Source organism: Peptacetobacter hominis (assembly GCF_006861675.1).
GTDB classification, from domain to species: Bacteria; Bacillota; Clostridia; order Peptostreptococcales; family Peptostreptococcaceae; genus Peptacetobacter; species Peptacetobacter hominis.
In genome coordinates, this window is record NZ_SGJB01000015.1 from 37254 (window position 1) to 56004 (window position 18751).

Annotated in this window: 15 protein-coding genes; 10 read left to right on the plus strand and 5 right to left on the minus strand. The window is 31.7% G+C overall.

Annotated features, from left to right (window positions below; all coding sequences use genetic code 11):
* Positions 1 to 293: 293 nt before the first annotated feature.
* From EXD82_RS08095 to EXD82_RS08110, 4 genes are all read left to right on the plus strand, one after another.
* Positions 294 to 653 carry a hypothetical protein gene (locus tag EXD82_RS08095; RefSeq protein WP_142536413.1) on the plus strand — a complete coding sequence of 120 codons (360 nt, stop codon included), beginning with the start codon at positions 294 to 296 and terminating at the stop codon, positions 651 to 653.
* A 207-nt stretch (positions 654 to 860) separates the two neighbouring features.
* Complete coding sequence (gene recA / locus EXD82_RS08100; RefSeq protein ID WP_142536414.1) at positions 861 to 1934, plus strand: recombinase RecA; 1074 nt, start codon at positions 861 to 863, stop codon at positions 1932 to 1934.
* A 274-nt stretch (positions 1935 to 2208) separates the two neighbouring features.
* Complete coding sequence (gene rny, locus EXD82_RS08105; protein WP_408634440.1) at positions 2209 to 3726, plus strand: ribonuclease Y; 1518 nt, start codon at positions 2209 to 2211, stop codon at positions 3724 to 3726.
* A gap of 79 nt (positions 3727 to 3805) precedes the next feature.
* Positions 3806 to 5596 (plus strand): UvrD-helicase domain-containing protein, encoded by a 1791-nt coding sequence (locus tag EXD82_RS08110; protein WP_142536415.1) that lies wholly within the window; start codon positions 3806 to 3808, stop codon positions 5594 to 5596.
* Positions 5597 to 5671: 75 nt separating this feature from the next.
* On the opposite strand, the gene EXD82_RS08115 is transcribed toward EXD82_RS08110, so the two are convergent.
* Both EXD82_RS08115 and EXD82_RS08120 read right to left on the minus strand, forming a co-directional pair.
* On the minus strand, positions 5672 to 6481 hold the full coding sequence (locus EXD82_RS08115) for an undecaprenyl-diphosphate phosphatase (RefSeq protein ID WP_142536416.1): 810 nt from the start codon (positions 6479 to 6481) through the stop codon (positions 5672 to 5674).
* Between the two features lie 173 nt (positions 6482 to 6654).
* Positions 6655 to 7854 carry a pyridoxal phosphate-dependent aminotransferase gene (locus EXD82_RS08120; RefSeq protein WP_142536417.1) on the minus strand — a complete coding sequence of 400 codons (1200 nt, stop codon included), beginning with the start codon at positions 7852 to 7854 and terminating at the stop codon, positions 6655 to 6657.
* A 263-nt stretch (positions 7855 to 8117) separates the two neighbouring features.
* Between EXD82_RS08120 and EXD82_RS08125 the strand changes: the two genes are divergently transcribed.
* Positions 8118 to 9074 carry a galactose-1-phosphate uridylyltransferase gene (locus EXD82_RS08125; protein ID WP_142536418.1) on the plus strand — a complete coding sequence of 319 codons (957 nt, stop codon included), beginning with the start codon at positions 8118 to 8120 and terminating at the stop codon, positions 9072 to 9074.
* A 23-nt stretch (positions 9075 to 9097) separates the two neighbouring features.
* Positions 9098 to 9850, plus strand: a complete 753-nt coding sequence (locus EXD82_RS08130; RefSeq protein WP_142536419.1) for an exodeoxyribonuclease III — start codon at positions 9098 to 9100, stop codon at positions 9848 to 9850.
* Positions 9851 to 9898: 48 nt separating this feature from the next.
* On the opposite strand, the gene EXD82_RS08135 is transcribed toward EXD82_RS08130, so the two are convergent.
* Positions 9899 to 10714 (minus strand): 3'-5' exonuclease, encoded by an 816-nt coding sequence (locus EXD82_RS08135; protein WP_142536420.1) that lies wholly within the window; start codon positions 10712 to 10714, stop codon positions 9899 to 9901.
* Between the two features lie 286 nt (positions 10715 to 11000).
* Between EXD82_RS08135 and EXD82_RS08140 the strand changes: the two genes are divergently transcribed.
* Positions 11001 to 12902, plus strand: coding sequence for a type I glutamate--ammonia ligase (locus tag EXD82_RS08140; RefSeq protein WP_142536421.1), 1902 nt, complete (start codon positions 11001 to 11003; stop codon positions 12900 to 12902).
* Positions 12903 to 12947: 45 nt separating this feature from the next.
* On the opposite strand, the gene EXD82_RS08145 is transcribed toward EXD82_RS08140, so the two are convergent.
* Both EXD82_RS08145 and EXD82_RS08150 read right to left on the minus strand, forming a co-directional pair.
* Positions 12948 to 14075: an MGDG synthase family glycosyltransferase gene (locus EXD82_RS08145; RefSeq protein ID WP_330573795.1), complete on the minus strand. Its 1128-nt coding sequence runs from the start codon at positions 14073 to 14075 to the stop codon at positions 12948 to 12950.
* A gap of 12 nt (positions 14076 to 14087) precedes the next feature.
* Positions 14088 to 14936 carry a pyridoxamine kinase gene (locus EXD82_RS08150; RefSeq protein WP_142536422.1) on the minus strand — a complete coding sequence of 283 codons (849 nt, stop codon included), beginning with the start codon at positions 14934 to 14936 and terminating at the stop codon, positions 14088 to 14090.
* A gap of 269 nt (positions 14937 to 15205) precedes the next feature.
* On the opposite strand from EXD82_RS08150, the gene EXD82_RS08155 reads away from it, so the two are divergent.
* From EXD82_RS08155 to EXD82_RS08165, 3 genes are all read left to right on the plus strand, one after another.
* Positions 15206 to 15406 (plus strand): cold-shock protein, encoded by a 201-nt coding sequence (locus EXD82_RS08155; protein ID WP_142536423.1) that lies wholly within the window; start codon positions 15206 to 15208, stop codon positions 15404 to 15406.
* A 194-nt stretch (positions 15407 to 15600) separates the two neighbouring features.
* On the plus strand, positions 15601 to 16026 hold the full coding sequence (locus tag EXD82_RS08160) for a CBS domain-containing protein (protein WP_142536424.1): 426 nt from the start codon (positions 15601 to 15603) through the stop codon (positions 16024 to 16026).
* A gap of 184 nt (positions 16027 to 16210) precedes the next feature.
* Positions 16211 to 18751: a YhgE/Pip domain-containing protein gene (locus EXD82_RS08165; protein ID WP_142536425.1), complete on the plus strand. Its 2541-nt coding sequence runs from the start codon at positions 16211 to 16213 to the stop codon at positions 18749 to 18751.

The following is an 18751-nucleotide window of genomic DNA, read 5'->3' on the forward strand; positions in this document are numbered from 1 at the left end:
ATTCTTCATATTTACGATACTTTTGATGAGAAGATTTTGGCAATGGTTTATGATTTTACAGGTCAAGATATTGTGGTAAATAAATCTATTATATTTAAAACTTAGGAATAGATATAAACCTATTTATTAACTATTATTTGAAATTATATAATGAAGAGTTTTCAAATTTAAAATTTAAATATAAAATAACTGATATTGTATATGAAAACCAATAAGTTTATTATTTGCTTTTAAAATTTAATGAAATTATATATTTATAAGCTTTAATATTAAAATAAAAGGGAGGTTTTATGATGAAAAAAAGTAAATTGCTATTAATATCTGGTATTATTGGAACAATCTATTTAATATATCTTATTTTTTATTTTAGTAATGGTGTTGTTAGTACAGATGGTGTTGATGCTATTGGAGCAGGTCTTGCGGCTGCATTAGTTATGCCACATATGGTTTGTGTTGCCATAGCGGTTATATTTAATTGGCTAGGATGGGCACTTGAGGTACGTTGGGGAGCACTAGTAGCTGGGATTATGTATGCAGTATCTATGGTATGTATGTTTTTATATGCAGTATTTGTATTGATTGAAATGATTTTATGTTTTATTGCATTTGCAAAAATGAAGCAGGAATCTGAAAAGAAGAGTATTGAATCTTAAAATATTCATTTTAAATAGTTTATTCTTATTATAGTCTATATATTTCATATATGTAATATATAGACTATTTTTGTGTTAGCATATGATTAAAATGTAATAAAATGGAAATAAATATATATAGTAAATTATAATTTAACTGTGTTGACTATAGAAGAGTAATAAGATATAATTAATACAGAACAAATGTTTGATTGGAGGAAAATTCAGATGGCGGTAGATCAGGAAAAATTAAAAGCCCTTAATGAGGCTCTTGGAAAGATAGAAAAAGACTTTGGTAAAGGTTCAGTAATGAAGCTTGGAGAAGCTACTTCACTTGAGATAGATACAATATCAACTGGTTCTATAGGACTGGATATAGCAATAGGAATAGGCGGACTTCCAAAAGGAAGAATTGTTGAAATATATGGACCGGAATCTTCAGGTAAAACAACTGTTGCACTTCACTGTGTTGCAGAAGCTCAGAAGGATGGGGGAATAGCTGCATTTATAGATGCCGAGCATGCACTTGATCCTGTTTATGCAAAGGCTCTTGGTGTAGATGTAGACAACCTTATAATATCTCAGCCGGATACAGGAGAGCAGGCTCTTGAAATAGCAGAGGCACTTATAAGAAGTGGTGCTATAGATATAATAGTTGTAGACTCTGTTGCAGCACTTGTTCCAAAAGCGGAAATAGAAGGAGATATGGGAGATTCTCATGTTGGTCTTCAGGCAAGACTTATGTCTCAGGCACTTAGAAAACTTACAGGTTCTATAAAGAAATCAAACTGTGTGGCAATATTTATAAACCAGCTTAGAGAAAAGGTTGGAATAATGTTTGGTAATCCTGAAACAACAACAGGTGGTCGTGCGCTTAAATTCTATTCTTCAGTAAGACTTGATGTAAGAAAAATAGATACAATTAAGCAGGGAGATAAGGTTCTTGGTAGTAGAACAAGAGTGAAAGTTGTAAAAAATAAAGTAGCTCCACCATTTAAACAGGCTGAATTTGATATAATGTATGGACAGGGAATATCAAAAATAGGAGATCTTCTTGATATAGCGGCAGATATAGATGTAGTTAAAAAATCAGGTTCATGGTATAACTATCAGGATGTGAAACTTGGACAGGGTAGAGAAAATGTCAAGAAATTCCTTGAGGATAATATGGACATAACTGATGAAATAGAAGCTAAAGTAAGAGCATACTATCATCTTGATGGAAGTGCAGTAGAAGAAGATAAAGAGTCAGAACAGGCTCCAGCGAAAGCAGATAAAGCCAGCTCAGATAATGAAAAGTAAATTTTACATATATTAAAAAGTGAATATGTATATATAGCCGATAAACATTGTTTTATCGGCTTTTGTCTTATCTTGACATAAATATGAAAAAATTATAAAATTAAATGAGGGTATTGTATCCAAACTTAGATTTTGTGATTTATATTATATATATTTTGGTATAATTAGATTAGGATTATTTTTGGGAAGTATACCTGAAATCTAGAATTTGAATTAGATAAGATTGAAAACTGACAAAAAACTAAAGGAGGTGGAGGTCATAAATCCGATAATAATGGCAATAGTCGGCGCAATCGCTGGTATAATAGTTGGCTATTTTGTTAGAAGAAACATATCTGAAGCAAAAATTGGACAGGCTGAAAGTCTTGCCAAAGAAATTATAGATAAAGCAAACCATGATTCAGAAACAGTTAAAAAAGAGAGACTATTAGAAGCAAAAGAAGAAATTCATAAGTTGCGTACAGAAGCAGAAAAAGAAAACAGAGAAAGAAGAAATGAAGTACAGAAATATGAAAGAAGGGTACTTCAGAAAGAAGAAAATCTTGATAGAAAAAGTTCTGATTTAGAATCAAGAGAATCAAGACTTAGAGAAAAGGCAAAGGTTTTAGACCAGAAAGAAGAAGAAGTTGAACAGATAAAGCATAAACAGCTTGAAAAGCTTGAAAGTATATCTGGAATAAGCTCAGAAAAGGCAAAGGAAATAATTCTTACAAATGCTGAAAGAGATGTAAGAAGAGAGATGTCTATCATGATAAAAGAGATAGAAACACATGCCAAAGAAGATGCTGAGAAAAAAGCTAGAGAAATAATAGGTTATGCTATACAGAAATGTGCAGCAGACCATGTTGCGGAGACAACTGTTACAGTTGTAAACCTTCCAAATGATGAAATGAAGGGAAGAATAATAGGTAGAGAGGGTAGAAATATAAGAACTCTTGAAACACTTACAGGAATAGATCTTATAATAGATGATACTCCAGAAGCGGTTATTCTTTCAGGATTTGATCCTATAAGAAGAGAAATAGCAAGAATAGCTCTTGAAAAACTTATAGCAGATGGAAGAATACATCCGGCAAGAATAGAGGAAATGGTAGAAAAGGCAAGAAAAGAAGTTGATAATATAATCAAGGAATACGGAGAGCAGGCAGCTTTTGAAACAGGTGTACACGGTCTTCATCCTGAACTTGTAAGACTTCTTGGAAGACTTAACTACAGAACAAGTTATGGACAGAATGTTCTTAAACATTCTATAGAAGTTGCTCATATAGCAGGCATAATGGCAGCTGAATTAGGTGCAGATGTAAAACTTGCAAAAAGAGCTGGTCTTCTTCACGATATAGGAAAATCAGTAGACCATGAAATGGAAGGTACACACGTAGAAATAGGTATGGATCTTCTAAGACGTTACAAGGAGTCAAAAGAGGTTATCCATGCAATGTCAACACATCATGGTGATTACGAGCCACAGACTATAGAAGCTGTTCTGGTTACAGCTGCAGATGCTATATCAGCTGCAAGACCTGGTGCCAGAAGAGAAACTCTTGAGGCTTATATAAAGAGACTTGAAAAACTTGAGGAAATTGCAAACTCATACGACGGAGTTGAAAAGTCATTTGCAATACAGGCCGGTAGAGAGATAAGAATAATGGTTAAGCCTGAGGATGTAAGTGATGAAGAAATACATCTTCTTGCTAGAGATATGACTAAGAAAATTGAAGAGGGTCTTGAGTATCCTGGTCAAATAAAAGTAAGCATAATAAGAGAAACAAGAGCAATAGAATATGCTAAATAGATTATTAAAAAGCTATCTCTGACTGGAGATAGCTTTTTGTGAATACAGGATAGTAGATATTATCATGAGGAGTGATAACATGAATTATTTTAAGGCTATAAATTCACAGCTTGATGCTCTGAAAGCTAAAGACATAGAAAAGGACTTCTATGAAATTTTAAAGGGAGAGGGAAAAATTCTTCCAAAGGTCATACCATTTAAGGGAATAAATACAGATATGCTGTATATAAAAAATAACAAAATATTGTTTATGAAATTTATGAATACTACAGATGATTTGTTCTCTATTCTTGGAGAAGAAATTGTGGAAGTTATGAATGAGGAGTATGAACTTCTTAAAATAAGAATGCAGCAATACTATCAGGATATAAACTATGAGTATATATATATTCTTCCATATGTAGATATTGATTATGACGAATGGGAAAATGAGTTTGTATCTTCAAAAATGTTAGACAGAGGCCTATATGAAAGACTTGTAAATGGAGATGATACAATAGATTTATATATGAATGAGGAAAATAATGAAATAAAACTCAATATATTCCTTTTTGATATATGCTCTGAATACTATATTCCAGGAAGCAGTATACATCTCAACAAGGACTTTAAGAAAATATCTTTTTTCAATAACGAGTACGAATATACGGCGAGTATGATGGAAAATGAACAGATAGTAGTATCTGATTCAATAAAATATGGAACAACTATTTTTAATGGTGGTTCTGGAACAGGAAAAACATCTATAATGCTCAGCAGAGTTCTAAAGCTTTCTAAAATATACCCTCACCATAGATTTCTGATTCTTGTAGACAGTAAGCAGTCTGCAAATGAGATGAGAGAAAAAATAGAGCTTTTAAGCAGAGATAGTTCAAATATAGATGTACATACATTCAGTTCATTTGTCTTCCGACTAGCAAAGATATACAATCTGGTGTTTGATTACGGTATGCTCAAGAAAGACTATGAGAAGACTTTTGGAAACCTTATAAAACAGGCAAGAAACGTAATAAAAAACAAAAGAATGTTCAAAGGTATATTTATAGATGAAGCAGAGAATTTTTCTGAAGAACAGATAAAATTTGTAGAGGAATTCCTATACAAAACAAAACATATATTCAATATATTCAACTGTAAAGGAATGAATCTCACAAATAATCTTAATATATTCCACAATAGATATGAAAATATACATATAGATCACATAAAAACACTTAAGAAAAATTACAGACAATCAAAAGAACTTGTGGAGTTATCAAATAGATTTGGTCGTAATGCAGATAATTATTATAAATCACTTAGACCTAACCTTAAAAATAATGTATTTGTAGAGACAAAACATATAAGGGCGATATCATCAAAAGGAAATGCCAATATAATAAATGTAAGTGATTTAGACGATCAGATAAGCTCTGTTATATGGGAAATAGAATACCTTATAAATAAAAAAGGACTTTCGTACAAGGATATAGCGGTTGTATATCCATTTAATAAAAAGAGACTTAAAAGTGGTAAAACAATATATTTCCAGTATATGTTAAAAAAGGCTCTTGAAGAAGCTGGAATAGATTTTATTATGTCGGATGAAAATCTTACAAGTATGAGTCCTAAAAACGGGGTTACAATATCAAATATATACTCTATAAGAGGGCTTGAGTTCAAGGCTGTTATACTATGTGAACTTGAAATGCTTTATAATCAGAAGATAGCAGATCCTGAACAGGATTATCAGATAAATGATTTTGCAGGAGATATAAATAAAGTATACTATGCAATAAATAAAGCGAGAGAATATGTAAGCTTTGTAACTACATTCAACAGTGAGTCAAGCGATATAATAAGAATCATAAATGAATCTGTAGAAAATTAAAAATAAACAATAAAAATAGCTATAAAGGTTATAAACCAATATAGCTATTTTTTATTGCTTGTTTTCATATATATTCTATAGGAAATAGAAATACATAAGAACTATTATACCAAGCACGATTCTATAATAACCGAATACTTTGAAGTCGTGTTTTTTAACATAATCCATAAGGAATTTTATTACTACAACAGACACTAAAAAAGCAACTATTGAACCTGTGGCAAGTACAGCCCATTCAAAACCTGAAAAAGAGAATCCTGTTTTTACAAGTTTAAGAAGACTGGCTCCAAGCATAGTAGGTATAGCAAGGAAGAAAGAGAATTCAGCTGCTATACTTCTTGATGTTCCAAGAAGAGTTGCACCTATTATTGTAGAACCTGATCTTGATGTTCCGGGTATAAGAGCAAGACACTGGAAAAGACCTATTTTAAGAGCAAGAGGGAATGAAACCTCAGAAAAATCAGTTGCAATAGGTTTTTTGTTTCTGCTCTCTATCCATATCATAATTATACCGTATACTATAAGAGCTATAGCTACAGTAGTAGGATTGAAGAAAAGTCTATCTATTTCCTCCTCAAAAAGAAGTCCTACAACCCCTGAAGGTATTACAGCAACAATAACTTTTGCCCAAAGATTAAGAGTCTGTTTTTTCTCTTTGTCTGATTTACTCGGAGCAAACGGATTAAGTTTGTTGAAAAATACAAGTAAAACAGCAAGAATTGAACCAAACTGTATAACAACAAGGAATGTACTTATAAAAGTATCTGAAAAATTAAGTTTTACAAACTCATCAACAAGTATCATATGTCCTGTACTACTGACAGGAAGCCACTCTGTTATCCCCTGAACAATACCGAGGATGACGGCTTTAAGAATTTCTATCAAAATGATTACCTCCCAGTTTCATTAATAATACTTAAAATATAATATCACAAAACACTGTATTTCCACAAGTGACAAAACAAGGGAGAATATAAAGTATTTATGAAGAAATATAAAATAAATATATTTATAAAAAATAAAGCCGGGTATATAAACCCGGCTATTGTACAAAACTATTATTTATTAACTTTTGCGTATGCTTCAAGACCTTTTCTAAGGATTTCTCCTGCTTTACGAAGATCTTCTTCCTTAAGTATATAAGCAAGTCTTATTTCGTCTTTTCCAAGGCCTGGAGTAGCGTAGAATCCTTCAGCTGGAGTAGCCATTACTGTTTCTCCATCAACTCTGAATTCAGTAAGCATCCATTTTACGAAATCTTCAGCGTTATCAACTGGAAGTTTTGCAACTATATAGAATGCACCTGTAGGTTTTTCACATATAACTCCTTCAGCTTTCATAAGTTCTCCGTAAAGAACATCTCTTCTTTTCTTATATTCATCGTTTACTTCTTTGAAGTAAGAAACTGGAGTTTTATAAAGCTCAACAGCACCAACCTGCTCTAAAGTAGGAACACAAAGTCTTCCCTGGCAAAGTTTCATTATCTGAGCTATAAGTTCTTTGTTTTTAGATGCTATAGAACCTATTCTGGCACCACAAGCACTGTATCTTTTTGAAACAGAGTCTATTATTATAACTCTGTCTTTTACATTTTCAAGGTTTCCGAAACTTGTATATTCAAGTCCGTCGTATACGAACTCTCTATAAACCTCGTCTGATATTATCCATAGATTTTTTTCTATAGCTATTTCAGCAAGCATTTCAAGTTCTTCTTTAGTGTATATAGCTCCAGTTGGGTTTCCTGGGTTTGATATAAGTATAGCTTTAACTTTATCATCTATTTTTGCAAGTATTTCATCTTTTGATGGAAGATGGAATCCGTTTTCAGCTTTTGTAGTTATAGGAGTAACTCCTACATTTACACACTGACCAAATCCGTTGTAGTTAGTATAGAAAGGCTCTGGTATAAGAAGTCTGTCTCCTGGATCACAAGTAGCCATCATAGCAAATAATAGGGCTTCAGAACCACCATTAGTTATAAGAAGTTCATCCTTGTCAAAATCCATGTTGTAAGTTTTATAATAGTTCTGAAGTGCTTCTATAAGTTCAGGTATACCCTGAGATACTGCATACTCAAGAACATCATTATCAAAATTTTTAACTGCATCAAAAAATCCTTTTGGAGTTTTTATATCCGGCTGACCTATATTTAAGTGGTATACCTTAACACCGTCAGCTTTTGCAGCCTGAGCAAAAGGCACAAGTTTTCTTATTGGTGATGCCTGCATAGAGCAGACTCTGTTTGAAAAGTTATTCATTACAAATACCCCCTAAAATAATAAAAAATATAAATCCGTGGTAAACGATTTCTGTCTACGCTAATATCTTATCACAAAATTTCAGAAAAATCATTACATTTATTGAAATATGAAAAATTAACTTTTTCACATGCAAATAGAAATATATTAAAAAGAAAAACTCTAAATAAAAACATAGACAGTGTAGTATAATATAAATATACCAAATCGATAATAGTATCAGCCTGAAATAATCGGTATCATAATTTATGGAGGCATTTTATATGAAGGAACTGAGAATAGATACAATAACAAATGATATAATTATATTTGCAAGTGATAGAGCAAAAAGACCTCTTGATGAAGTAAAAAAAGAGGAATTTTCAAGAGAAAAAAACGAATATGAGGAAAACTGTCCTTTCTGTAGAGGGAATGAGCATATAGCAGATGAGGCTACAGAGGAAATAAGAGATGAAACCGGCTGGATTGCAAGGTCTGTATACAATAAATATCCTATACTTGACTATTCATCAGATGAGATATTCGGAACTCATGAAGTTATAGTTGAAAATTACAGGCATGATGCGACTTTTTACGATATGAGTGAAGAAGAATTTATAATTGTGTTTAAAATGTATATAAATAGGTATAAACATTTAATGAACGAAGAGAATATAGAATATGTAAATCTGTTTAAAAACTTTCTGAGAAAGGCTGGAGCATCGCTTATGCATCCTCATTCACAGATTATGTCTATGTCAGTAATACCGCCGGAAATAATAAATGAGCTTCTTGTAGCAAAAGATTATTATAATATAAATGGAAGTAATATATATGAAGACATAGTAAATGATGAGCTTGAATATGGAAAAAGGATAGTATATGCAGGAAAGAAATTTACAGCTATGATTCCTTATGCAAGCAAGAATCCGGGTGAAATCAGGATAATATTTGATACAGGTGTAAAACTTGAAAATCTAAAGGAAGATGATATAGCGGAACTGGCATATGCTTTCAAAGGTATATTCAGAAACTTTGAGAAGCTATATGGATTTATGCCTTTTAATATATGTGTCCATACTCATCCAATACAGATAAATACAGAGAGATATTTTAATATGCATATGCATATATTCCCAAGAAAATTTAATTTTGGCGGGTTTGAACTTGGTACAGACATGTATGTATGTTCATCTATACCAGAGGAAACAGCCCAGTTTATGAAAGTGGAAAAAAGATAAAATTTATAAATAGGAGAAGGATTATGAAATTTATATCATGGAATGTAAATGGTTTAAGAGCCTGTGTAGGAAAGGGCTTTATGGACTTTTTTAAAGATGTTGATGCAGATATATTCTGTTTACAGGAAACAAAGCTTCAGGAGGGGCAGATAGACCTTCAGACGGACGGATATCACCAGTACTGGAACTATGCTGAGAAGAAAGGTTATTCAGGAACTGCAATATTTACGAAAAAGGAACCTTTAAATGTATATTATGGAATAGGTATAGAGGAGCATGATAAAGAGGGAAGAGTTATAACTCTTGAATTTGATGACTTTTTCTTTGTAACAGTATATACTCCAAATTCTCAGACAGAGCTTAAAAGACTTGATTATAGAATGAAATGGGAAGATGATTTCAGAGCATATCTTAAAAATCTAGACGACAAAAAACCGGTTGTTATGTGTGGAGATCTAAATGTTGCCCACAAGGAAATCGACCTTAAAAATCCAAAGACAAATAGAAAGAATGCAGGATTTACAGATGAAGAGAGAGGTAAATTCACAGAGTTTCTTGAAAGTGGATTTATAGATACATTCAGATATTTCAATCCTGATCAGGAAGGAATATATTCGTGGTGGTCTTATAGATTCAATGCAAGAAAGAACAACGCGGGGTGGCGTATAGATTATTTCTGTGCATCTGAAAAAATGAAGGATAGACTTGTATCAGCCGATATACATACTGAAGTTATGGGGTCTGATCACTGTCCGGTAGAACTTGTAATTGAATAGAATATAAATTCAGAGGCGTTTTACGCCTCTTTTTTTTATAAAAGATAATTATTTATGGAAATTAGGTTTCTGTTTTTTCTTTCTATTTTTTTTGCTCTTTATTCTCTGCTTTATTTCATGTTCATCTATATCATATTTTATGTACTGAGCCATACTTATTATATTTTTTTCGTCCTTTGTCAGTTCTCGATTCAATGTTTTAACAAATAACGAGCATGCTTCAGAAAAAGAATCCTCATCGTATGGATCAAGGCCATAGATATCATCAGAAGAAATTCCCGAGTAAACATACAACTGAGGTGACATCGATGAATTATATATATGAGAAAATACTTTTGCAGTATAGTAGGCATCGTTAAGTGCATTGTGGTATGAAACTGAATCAGAAAGACCGAAATGATTAACAGCTTTTTCCAAACCTACAGACTGGTTTGAAGAACCGTTTATTAATTTTGAAGCATACATCTGAACATCTATATATGATTTTGGAATCTTTTCACATGAAAGTTTATGAAGAGATGCATTTCGATAGATTTCTTTTATATCGCTTTTTCCCCATATACAAAGAATAGAATCAGAATCTGATATAAACTTGACAAACTCTTTAAATACTTTGTCAAATGAAGGTGCATCCGAGATATCGGAAATCTTTATACCGGTAATTTTAGAAACGTATGGATGAATTTCATGATACAGTGAAGGCTTAACAAAACTATCGAATGTATCGATTAATTTAAGGTCTGAATTCAATTTAACTGCTCCGATCTGAATTATTTCAAAAGGACACAGTTTTTCTTTATTTGTTCTGTTTTCTTTCTTTTTTACACTTTGATTGAACTCCAGGTCAAAAACTATATATTCCATTTTGTATCACCTCCTTATATAAAAGACTACAAATAGTATAATATAAAAGTAAAAAAATATCTACTTGAATTAAAGAGTAGACGGCGATAATATTTTGTATGATGAGCTTATAAAATCTATAAACAGAATAAAATTAAGCTGTTGAAAATAAAAATTAATAAATTGTAAAAAAAATATAAAAATATTGCGAACATTGCGATGTTGGTATATAATAGAAAAATAAAAAACACGAATATTAATGTTAAAGAAACGAAAAAAGTACATAATAAAAGGAAGGGATATGTATATGAAAACCAATTTACTGTACAAAATAGAGAAAGAACAGCACTCTAAAGAGGAAATTAGACGTATATTAGAAGAAAATCCGAACATAAAGTTCGTATCTTTAATGGGAGTTGACCTTGGAGGAAACGCAACTGACGAGAAAATTCCTATAAAATTTTTCCTTGATGATATAGATGATTTCCTTGCATCTGCAATACAGACTGACGGATCAAGTGTTGAGCTTTATAATATAGCTACACTTAACAATGCAAAAGTAGACCTTATGCCTGATAGAAACTGCAGATGGTATGTGGATTATAACCTTGAACATATAGATGAGGAAACTGGTCTTCCTGTTGGAACACTTAAAATACCTGCATTCCTTATACATGACAATAAAAAGGTATGCTCAAGAGGTATTCTTCAGAAAGCAGATAAATATTTCAAAGAATCATTAATGGATATATTCAGAACATATCCTCACATACTTGAAGATTTAGGTATAGAAAGTGTAGATGATATAGAAGATATCGGTCTTACATCTGCTACAGAACTAGAATTCTGGGTAAATACTCCAGAAGACAAAGCAGATCTTGAAAAACTTTATATATCTCAGAGCTTAAAGGAACAGTACTGGAAGAGAACTCATGGTGTTATAAGAACATGTCTTGAAGAAAGTCTTATAGTACTTGGAAATATGGGAATAGAGCCTGAAATGGCACACAAAGAGGTTGGAGGTATACCGAGCTCAATAAGTATAGAAGGAAAAACAAACCACGCTATGGAACAGCTTGAGATATCATGGAAATTCTCTACACCTCTTCAGGCTGCAGACAACGAACTTATAGTAAGAGATGTGGTTGAGGACATATTTACAGCACATGGACTAGAGGTTACTTTTAAGGCTAAACCTATAGAAGGTGTTGCAGGAAATGGAGGACATACTCACTTTGGTGTAAGTGTTACACTTAAAAACGGTCAGAGAAAAAATATATTTGCACCAAAAGACATGAAGGAAGATTATCTAAGCATACTTGGATATGGAGCGCTTATGGGACTTTTATATAACTATGAGGTTATAAACCCATTTGTAACATCTTCAATAGATGGATTTAACAGACTTGTACCGGGATTTGAAGCTCCTGTGTGTATAGTTACTTCTCTTGGTCATTCATATGAAGTTCCTTCAAGAAACAGATCAGTACTTGTAGGTCTTATAAGAGATATGAGAAATCCTAAGACTTTAAGATTCGAGCTTAGATCTCCAAACCCATTATCAAATAAATATCTTGTAATAGCAGCTTGTTATCAGGCTATGCTTGATGGTATAAAGGCAGCTGCAGAAAGTGGTCGTGGTACAAAAGAACTTGAAAAAGAACTTTCAAAAGCTCCAGGAGAAGAAGGATTCTATCTTGAAACAGAAAGAGCATACAGAGATGAGCATGACGTATTTGAGTTCTATGAGCTTAATGAAAGAAATAAGCGTTTTGGAAATCCACCGGCAACAGTATACGAAAATATGAAAAACATACAGAAATATTCATATAAACTTAAATCTCTTAAACAGGGAAATGTATTTACAGATGCTATAATAAACTCATTTAGAGTTGGTGCTATAGATAAATGGCAGAAGAAACTTAAGACTAGACTTATAGAACAGAACATAGCAGTTATAAGAAGTCTTAAAAAGATACATACTCCTGAAAATATGGATGCTATAGATGAGGTAATATGGAAATCAATAGATGATATGAAATACGACCTTATGAAAGATACTCTTACAAAAGAGTCATTATTCACAAGAATAAGAAATGCAGTAGATAATCGGGATTATGAAGAAGCATCAAATCTTCAGCTTGAAATGAAGAGAAAAATGAACGATATACAGCAGCTTTACTTAAAATATAAAAAGAACTTATATTAATAAATAGAATAAAAATAAAACCGCAGATTTCTGCGGTTTTATTTTTTATAAAGAATACTTTTCAAGAATATTTTCTATGTAATCTCCTATTTTTTCAGGGTATATAGTTTTTCTGAAGTCAGAAATATTTTTTTTCATAAATTCTATTATAGAGCTGTATTCTCCGGAAGCAATACCTTTTAATATTGCCATAAGATCTTCTTCTCCACTGTATATAATTCCGATTCCTTTGTCGATTATAAATTTCCCGTTTTCTATTTCCTGACCAACTTTAGGTATTTTTACTATAAGAGGTGTACCTGAATGTATCGCTTCAAAAAGAGTAGCTCCACCAGGTTTTGAAAGCATTACATCATTATGCTTAAGCAGTTCATCCATATTATCGACAAAACCAAGAACCTCTATATTTCTAAGAGGTTTTTTTTCAGTAAGCTGATTAAACAGTTTTTTATTTTTACCTGTAACTATGGTTACAGAAACCGAAGATTTATATAGGTCCAGAAAATCATCAATCTCATACATGAAATCTTCGCTTATATCAAAAAGACCTCTTCCTCCGCCCATTACTATTATTCTGCATTTATTTTTGTCGTAATCAATTTTTTCATTTGTAAATTTGCTGTTAATAGGCACTCCGACAACTTCAACTTTTTCCGGAGAAATACCTCTCTGAACAAATCTGTTTTTTATTTCAGCAGAAGGAACAAAATAAAGCTCTGTGTTTTCAAAAATCCATTCCATACTATCAACGACATCTGTAACAACTGTAGCTGCAGGAATAAAATATCCGTCATCGGAATTTCTGAAGCTGTTTACACAGGCAGCAGCTAAAGGAAATGTCGAAATAATCATATCAGGGTTAAGTTCTTCAATAAATTTAGATAATTTGGGCGTATACATTTTGTGAGAAATATCATATTTTGATGTAAATGATTTTTTTAAATAATAATAGCAATTGTATAATCCCGGAGTATATTTTGTATTTTTTTCATACATATGCACCATAGGTTTATTCAATTTTGGTACACTTGCATCGATAAAATTTCTTATAACTATATTTGTATCGGGTTCTTTTTCTAAAATAGCGTCTTTCACAGCATTTGCAGCACTTATATGTCCTGCGCCAAATCCTGCTGTAAGAATAAGTATTGTTTTATCCTTTAGAATTGACAATTTAATCACTCCTTATAATTTATCTGAAGATATATGATCTATAGATGTAAGTCTATCAAGGAAAAGTTCAAACATTACACCGTCATTTCTATCTATGTCGAATTTTGAAGTATATGATATAGATTCAGATACAAAATCGACTGCAGTTTTTACAGAAAAGATAAAATCATGCCCTATAGTCATAAGACCGCTTAGAACTGATGCAAATATATCTCCTGTACCGCTATATGAACATTTCATATAATCTTTTGTAATAAATGTACAGATATCGTTTTTTCTGTCGTATGCAAGATTGGTAATCTTTTTACCAGGTTCATGGATTCCTGTTATGACAACATATTCAGGCCCCATACAAGATATATCTTTAGCAATTTCCTTAAGCTCATCCCTTGAAAAATCATGTTTTCTATAATCTCTCTGTGTAAGAAGGCAAGCTTCCGTTATATTTGGTGTAGTTATATTTGAATGTTTTACAAGTTCTCTTATTTCTCTTATTATCTCATCTGATAATACAGGGTATATTTTTCCATCATCACCCATTACAGGATCAACTATAACCAGTGAAGGGCTGTTTTTTTCTATAAAATCTATTACTATATCAATCTGCTCATGAGAACCAAGAAAACCACTGTATATAGCATCAAATTTCTGATTAAGTTTTTTCCATGTATCTGAATACTTTGGCATTTCAGATGTAAAGTCTAAAAATGTAAATTCCGGATAGCCTGTCTGACTTGAAAGAATTGCCGTCGGAAAAGGGCAACACTGGATTTTAAGTGCAGACAGAATAGGTATGGCTACAGTTAAAGAACATTTGCCTATACCTGATAAGTCGTTTATTGCTGCAATTTTCTTCTGCATTGATGTACCTCCAACAAAAGATGTGTCATTTAATATAATACTACTAAAAACTGAAAAGTAACAGAGTAAAAACAAATATAAATTTAAAGTGCTGAGTGATATGGTACAATTATAAAAGTCTTTTATTTATTCAGAATTATAAATTTTCTAAGAATCCATTAAATTCAAATAATATTTGACATAAAAAAACAGATATGATATCATTAGATATGAGCTCGTTTCAAAAAAAGCGGGTTATAAATGTGTTTTAGTTCTAGGAGGATTTACTAATGAAAACTGGTGTAGTAAAATGGTTTAACAATGAAAAAGGATTTGGATTCATATCTGTTGAAGGTGAAGATGATGTATTCGTACATTTCTCAGCTATACAGACAGAAGGATACAAATCATTAGAAGAAGGACAGGAAGTTGAATTTGAAGTAGTTGACGGAGCAAAAGGTCCACAGGCTGCTAATGTAGTTAAATTATAATAAATAATTTCGATTATAATAAATTCATATAGATTAGTTCATTATTCTGAAAAAAGACCGCATTAGCGGTCTTTTTTGTGCGGATATTTGAAATATATAATAGGATTATGTTTTATATATGATGATAGATAAAACTGTTAATATATGATAAAATTAACTTGTATAAATATATATACAGAAGGGAAATAATTGAAATGAATGTGTTGTTCTTATTAACTCCAAAAACAGATGTGGCATATGTACATGATGATGACTCTATTAGACAGGTAATGGAAAAAATGGATTACTATAAATATTCTGCAGTACCTATTCTAAGCGAAGATGGTAAATATAAAGGTACTATAACTGAAGGTGATATACTTTGGAAGATAAAAAAGGATGGAAAATTTGATATTAGAGATATGGAAAACGTATCTGTTATGAGTATAGACAGAAGAGTAGACAATCTTACTGTAAATATAAATACAGATGTAGAAGATCTTATAATAAAATCCCTTAACCAGAATTTTATACCTGTAGTTGATGATGACGATATATTTATAGGTATAGTAAAGAGAAGAGATATTATAGAATATTTTTATAAGGAAATAATAGAACATAACAAAGGAAAAACGTTGTAAAAATATAAAGACAGTGTAAGACTGTCTTTTTTTAATACAATAAATAGTAAAAAAAGCTTTATATAATAAAAATACAAAATAGAAACAATTACTTTTTTTATAGAAATAAACTTTATTATATGTTAAAATCATCTTTATATTAATTCAGGATAAAGTGCCATTGAATAAGAGGGGGAAAATAAATATGAAAAAGATATGGCGGATTTTTCGTAGAGACATAAAAAGATTATCAACCAATATAGTTGCTCTTATAGTTGTTGGTGGTGTATGTATAATACCATCGCTTTATGCATGGTTCAACATTGCTGCAAATATGGATCCCTACAGTAATACCGGTGGTGTACCTATAGCTGTAACAAACAATGATAAAGGTACATACAGTGATATAGCAGGGGATATGAATATAGGAAATGAAATTATAAGTAATCTTAAAAAAAATGATGCTTTGGGGTGGAAATTTGTCGATGAGAGTGAGGCAGTACATGGAGTAAAATCCGGCAAATACTATGCGGCAATAGTGATTCCAGAGGATTTCAGCGAATCTATGGCAAGTGTTCTTTCAGGAAATATAAAAAGACCGGAGCTTATATATTATCTGAACGAAAAGAAAAATGCAATAGCTCCCAAAGTGACAGATACAGGAGCAACTACAATTCAGACACAGGTAAATACAGAGTTTGTAGAAACTGTATCAAAAACAGTTTCGGATATTCTCGGTGAAACTATAGTCTCAACTGAAAATGATATAGAAAAAATGCAGGAAGATCTTATAGCAGATATGAATAAGACTTCTGAAAATATTGCGTCATATCAAAAGAATCTCAAATCATTTGAAGAAAGATTCAAAAGCAGTGAATCTATGATTGAAAGTGCCAAAAAAACATCTCAAAATGCTGGTACTATGATAAACAGCAGTATTTCAGCTATAAATCAGATGAATAAAATTATATCAGAATCAAGAAAAACAACTTCATCGATAGCATCTGATTTTTCAACTAATATTACAAAAGGCGAAAATATATTATCGGATATAAATTCTGATGTAAAAAGTGATCTCGGAAAGATAAATGGTGATTTACAGAGTATAAATTCAAAAGTACAAACAAATATAGAGGCAGTTGAAAATGCTATTGAATCTAATGAAAAGATTATAGCAAAGTTAAAAAATATTGAACGGAAACTGCCTTTATTTGATGCATCTTCACTTATAAATAAACTTGAGGAGCAGAATAATAAAGATAGAGAAATAATAGAAGCACTGAAAAAAGGAAATGAAAATATATCAGATGCTCTTGAAAATGCTGAAACTGCATCAAATGAAATATCATCTGTCATAGAAAATAGTCAAAATGATCTTAGAAAAATAAAAGGTGATATAAACTCAAGTGTAGTTCCGAATATAAATAGTTCTCTTGATTCTTTTTCTACTATATCAGGGCAGCTTAACGGATTACTTTCTGGAGCTGAATCAAAAGCAGCACAGTTGACTCCGGTATTTACGAGCCTGGAAAAAAGTATGGAAGATACTCAAAATGCGCTTAAAAGTACAGGGAATGCAATTTCAAATGTTCAGCAAAATACGGAGGGAGTAATAGCTGATCTGAATGCACTTAAAAATTCACAGGCATTTGGAGAATTTATGGATATTACAGGAATGAGTGCGGATGAAGTAGCAGATTTTATAGCTACTCCTGTAAAACTTGATACAGAAGTATTCTATCCTGTAAAAAACTATGGTTCTGCCATAGGAACTTTCTACACTAATCTGGCAATATGGGTAGGAGGTATTGTACTTATAGCTATATTTAAACTTGAAATAGATAAGGACGAGGAAATAAAATCATTTACACATGCCCAGGGTTATTTTGGAAGATGGATTCTGTTTGTTGTAATAGGACTTATACAGTCCCTTATAATATGTCTGGGAGATATTCTTATTTTAAAAACTCAATGTGTAAACCCTGTAGCATTTATTTTTGCAGGGCTCGTCGCGTCGTTTGTTTATGTAAATATTATATATGCACTTTCTATAACATTTAAGCATATAGGTAAGGCACTTTGTGTCCTTCTTGTAATAATACAGATACCAGGTTCATCAGGAACTTATCCTATAGAAATGATGCCGGGATTTTTCCAGAAGCTTAATCCTCTTTTACCGTTTACCTACGGAATAAATGCAATGAGAGAAGCTATGGCCGGAATGTATGGATTAAATTATATAAAAGATATAGGCTGTCTTCTTATATATGTACCTATATTTATAGCTATAGGAGTACTTATAAGACCAATATTTTTAAATATAAACCGGTTGTTTGACAAAAAGTTAAGAGAGACTGGTCTTATGATTTGCGAGGAAGAAGGACTTACAAAAGAAAGAGTGAGATTGTCTTCAGCTGTTACAGCACTTGTAAATCAGGACGAATATAGAGCTGATATATACAGTAAGGTTGAAAAGTTTGAAGAAAAGTATAAAAAAAGAATAAAAAGAGGGTTCGAGGCTATTGTTGTGATACCTTTGATACTCCTTGTTCTAATGTTTAGTATAGATGCAAAAATGGAGCTGTTGATACTTTGGATAATATCAATAATAGCAATTTCTCTTTATATAATAGTTGTAGAGTTCATACATGAAAACCTGCACAGAAAACTGAAAATGGCGGATATGTCCATGGATGATATAGCAGAAGAAATAAGAAAAATAAGGTCAAAGGAGGATGAAAGATAG

What these genes read in the sequence shown, in the direction of transcription:
- EXD82_RS08110 (WP_142536415.1), top strand. Translation starts at nt 3,806, where the DNA reads ATGAATTATTTTAAGGCTATAAATTCACAGCTTGATGCTCTGAAAGCT.
- EXD82_RS08165 (WP_142536425.1), top strand. Translation starts at nt 16,211, where the DNA reads ATGAAAAAGATATGGCGGATTTTTCGTAGAGACATAAAAAGATTATCA.
- rny (WP_408634440.1), top strand. Translation starts at nt 2,209, where the DNA reads ATGGCAATAGTCGGCGCAATCGCTGGTATAATAGTTGGCTATTTTGTT.
- EXD82_RS08160 (WP_142536424.1), top strand. Translation starts at nt 15,601, where the DNA reads ATGAATGTGTTGTTCTTATTAACTCCAAAAACAGATGTGGCATATGTA.
- EXD82_RS08140 (WP_142536421.1), top strand. Translation starts at nt 11,001, where the DNA reads ATGAAAACCAATTTACTGTACAAAATAGAGAAAGAACAGCACTCTAAA.
- EXD82_RS08120 (WP_142536417.1), bottom strand. Translation starts at nt 7,854, where the DNA reads ATGAATAACTTTTCAAACAGAGTCTGCTCTATGCAGGCATCACCAATA.
- EXD82_RS08150 (WP_142536422.1), bottom strand. Translation starts at nt 14,936, where the DNA reads ATGCAGAAGAAAATTGCAGCAATAAACGACTTATCAGGTATAGGCAAA.
- EXD82_RS08130 (WP_142536419.1), top strand. Translation starts at nt 9,098, where the DNA reads ATGAAATTTATATCATGGAATGTAAATGGTTTAAGAGCCTGTGTAGGA.
- EXD82_RS08095 (WP_142536413.1), top strand. Translation starts at nt 294, where the DNA reads ATGAAAAAAAGTAAATTGCTATTAATATCTGGTATTATTGGAACAATC.
- EXD82_RS08155 (WP_142536423.1), top strand. Translation starts at nt 15,206, where the DNA reads ATGAAAACTGGTGTAGTAAAATGGTTTAACAATGAAAAAGGATTTGGA.
- EXD82_RS08135 (WP_142536420.1), bottom strand. Translation starts at nt 10,714, where the DNA reads ATGGAATATATAGTTTTTGACCTGGAGTTCAATCAAAGTGTAAAAAAG.
- recA (WP_142536414.1), top strand. Translation starts at nt 861, where the DNA reads ATGGCGGTAGATCAGGAAAAATTAAAAGCCCTTAATGAGGCTCTTGGA.
- EXD82_RS08125 (WP_142536418.1), top strand. Translation starts at nt 8,118, where the DNA reads ATGAAGGAACTGAGAATAGATACAATAACAAATGATATAATTATATTT.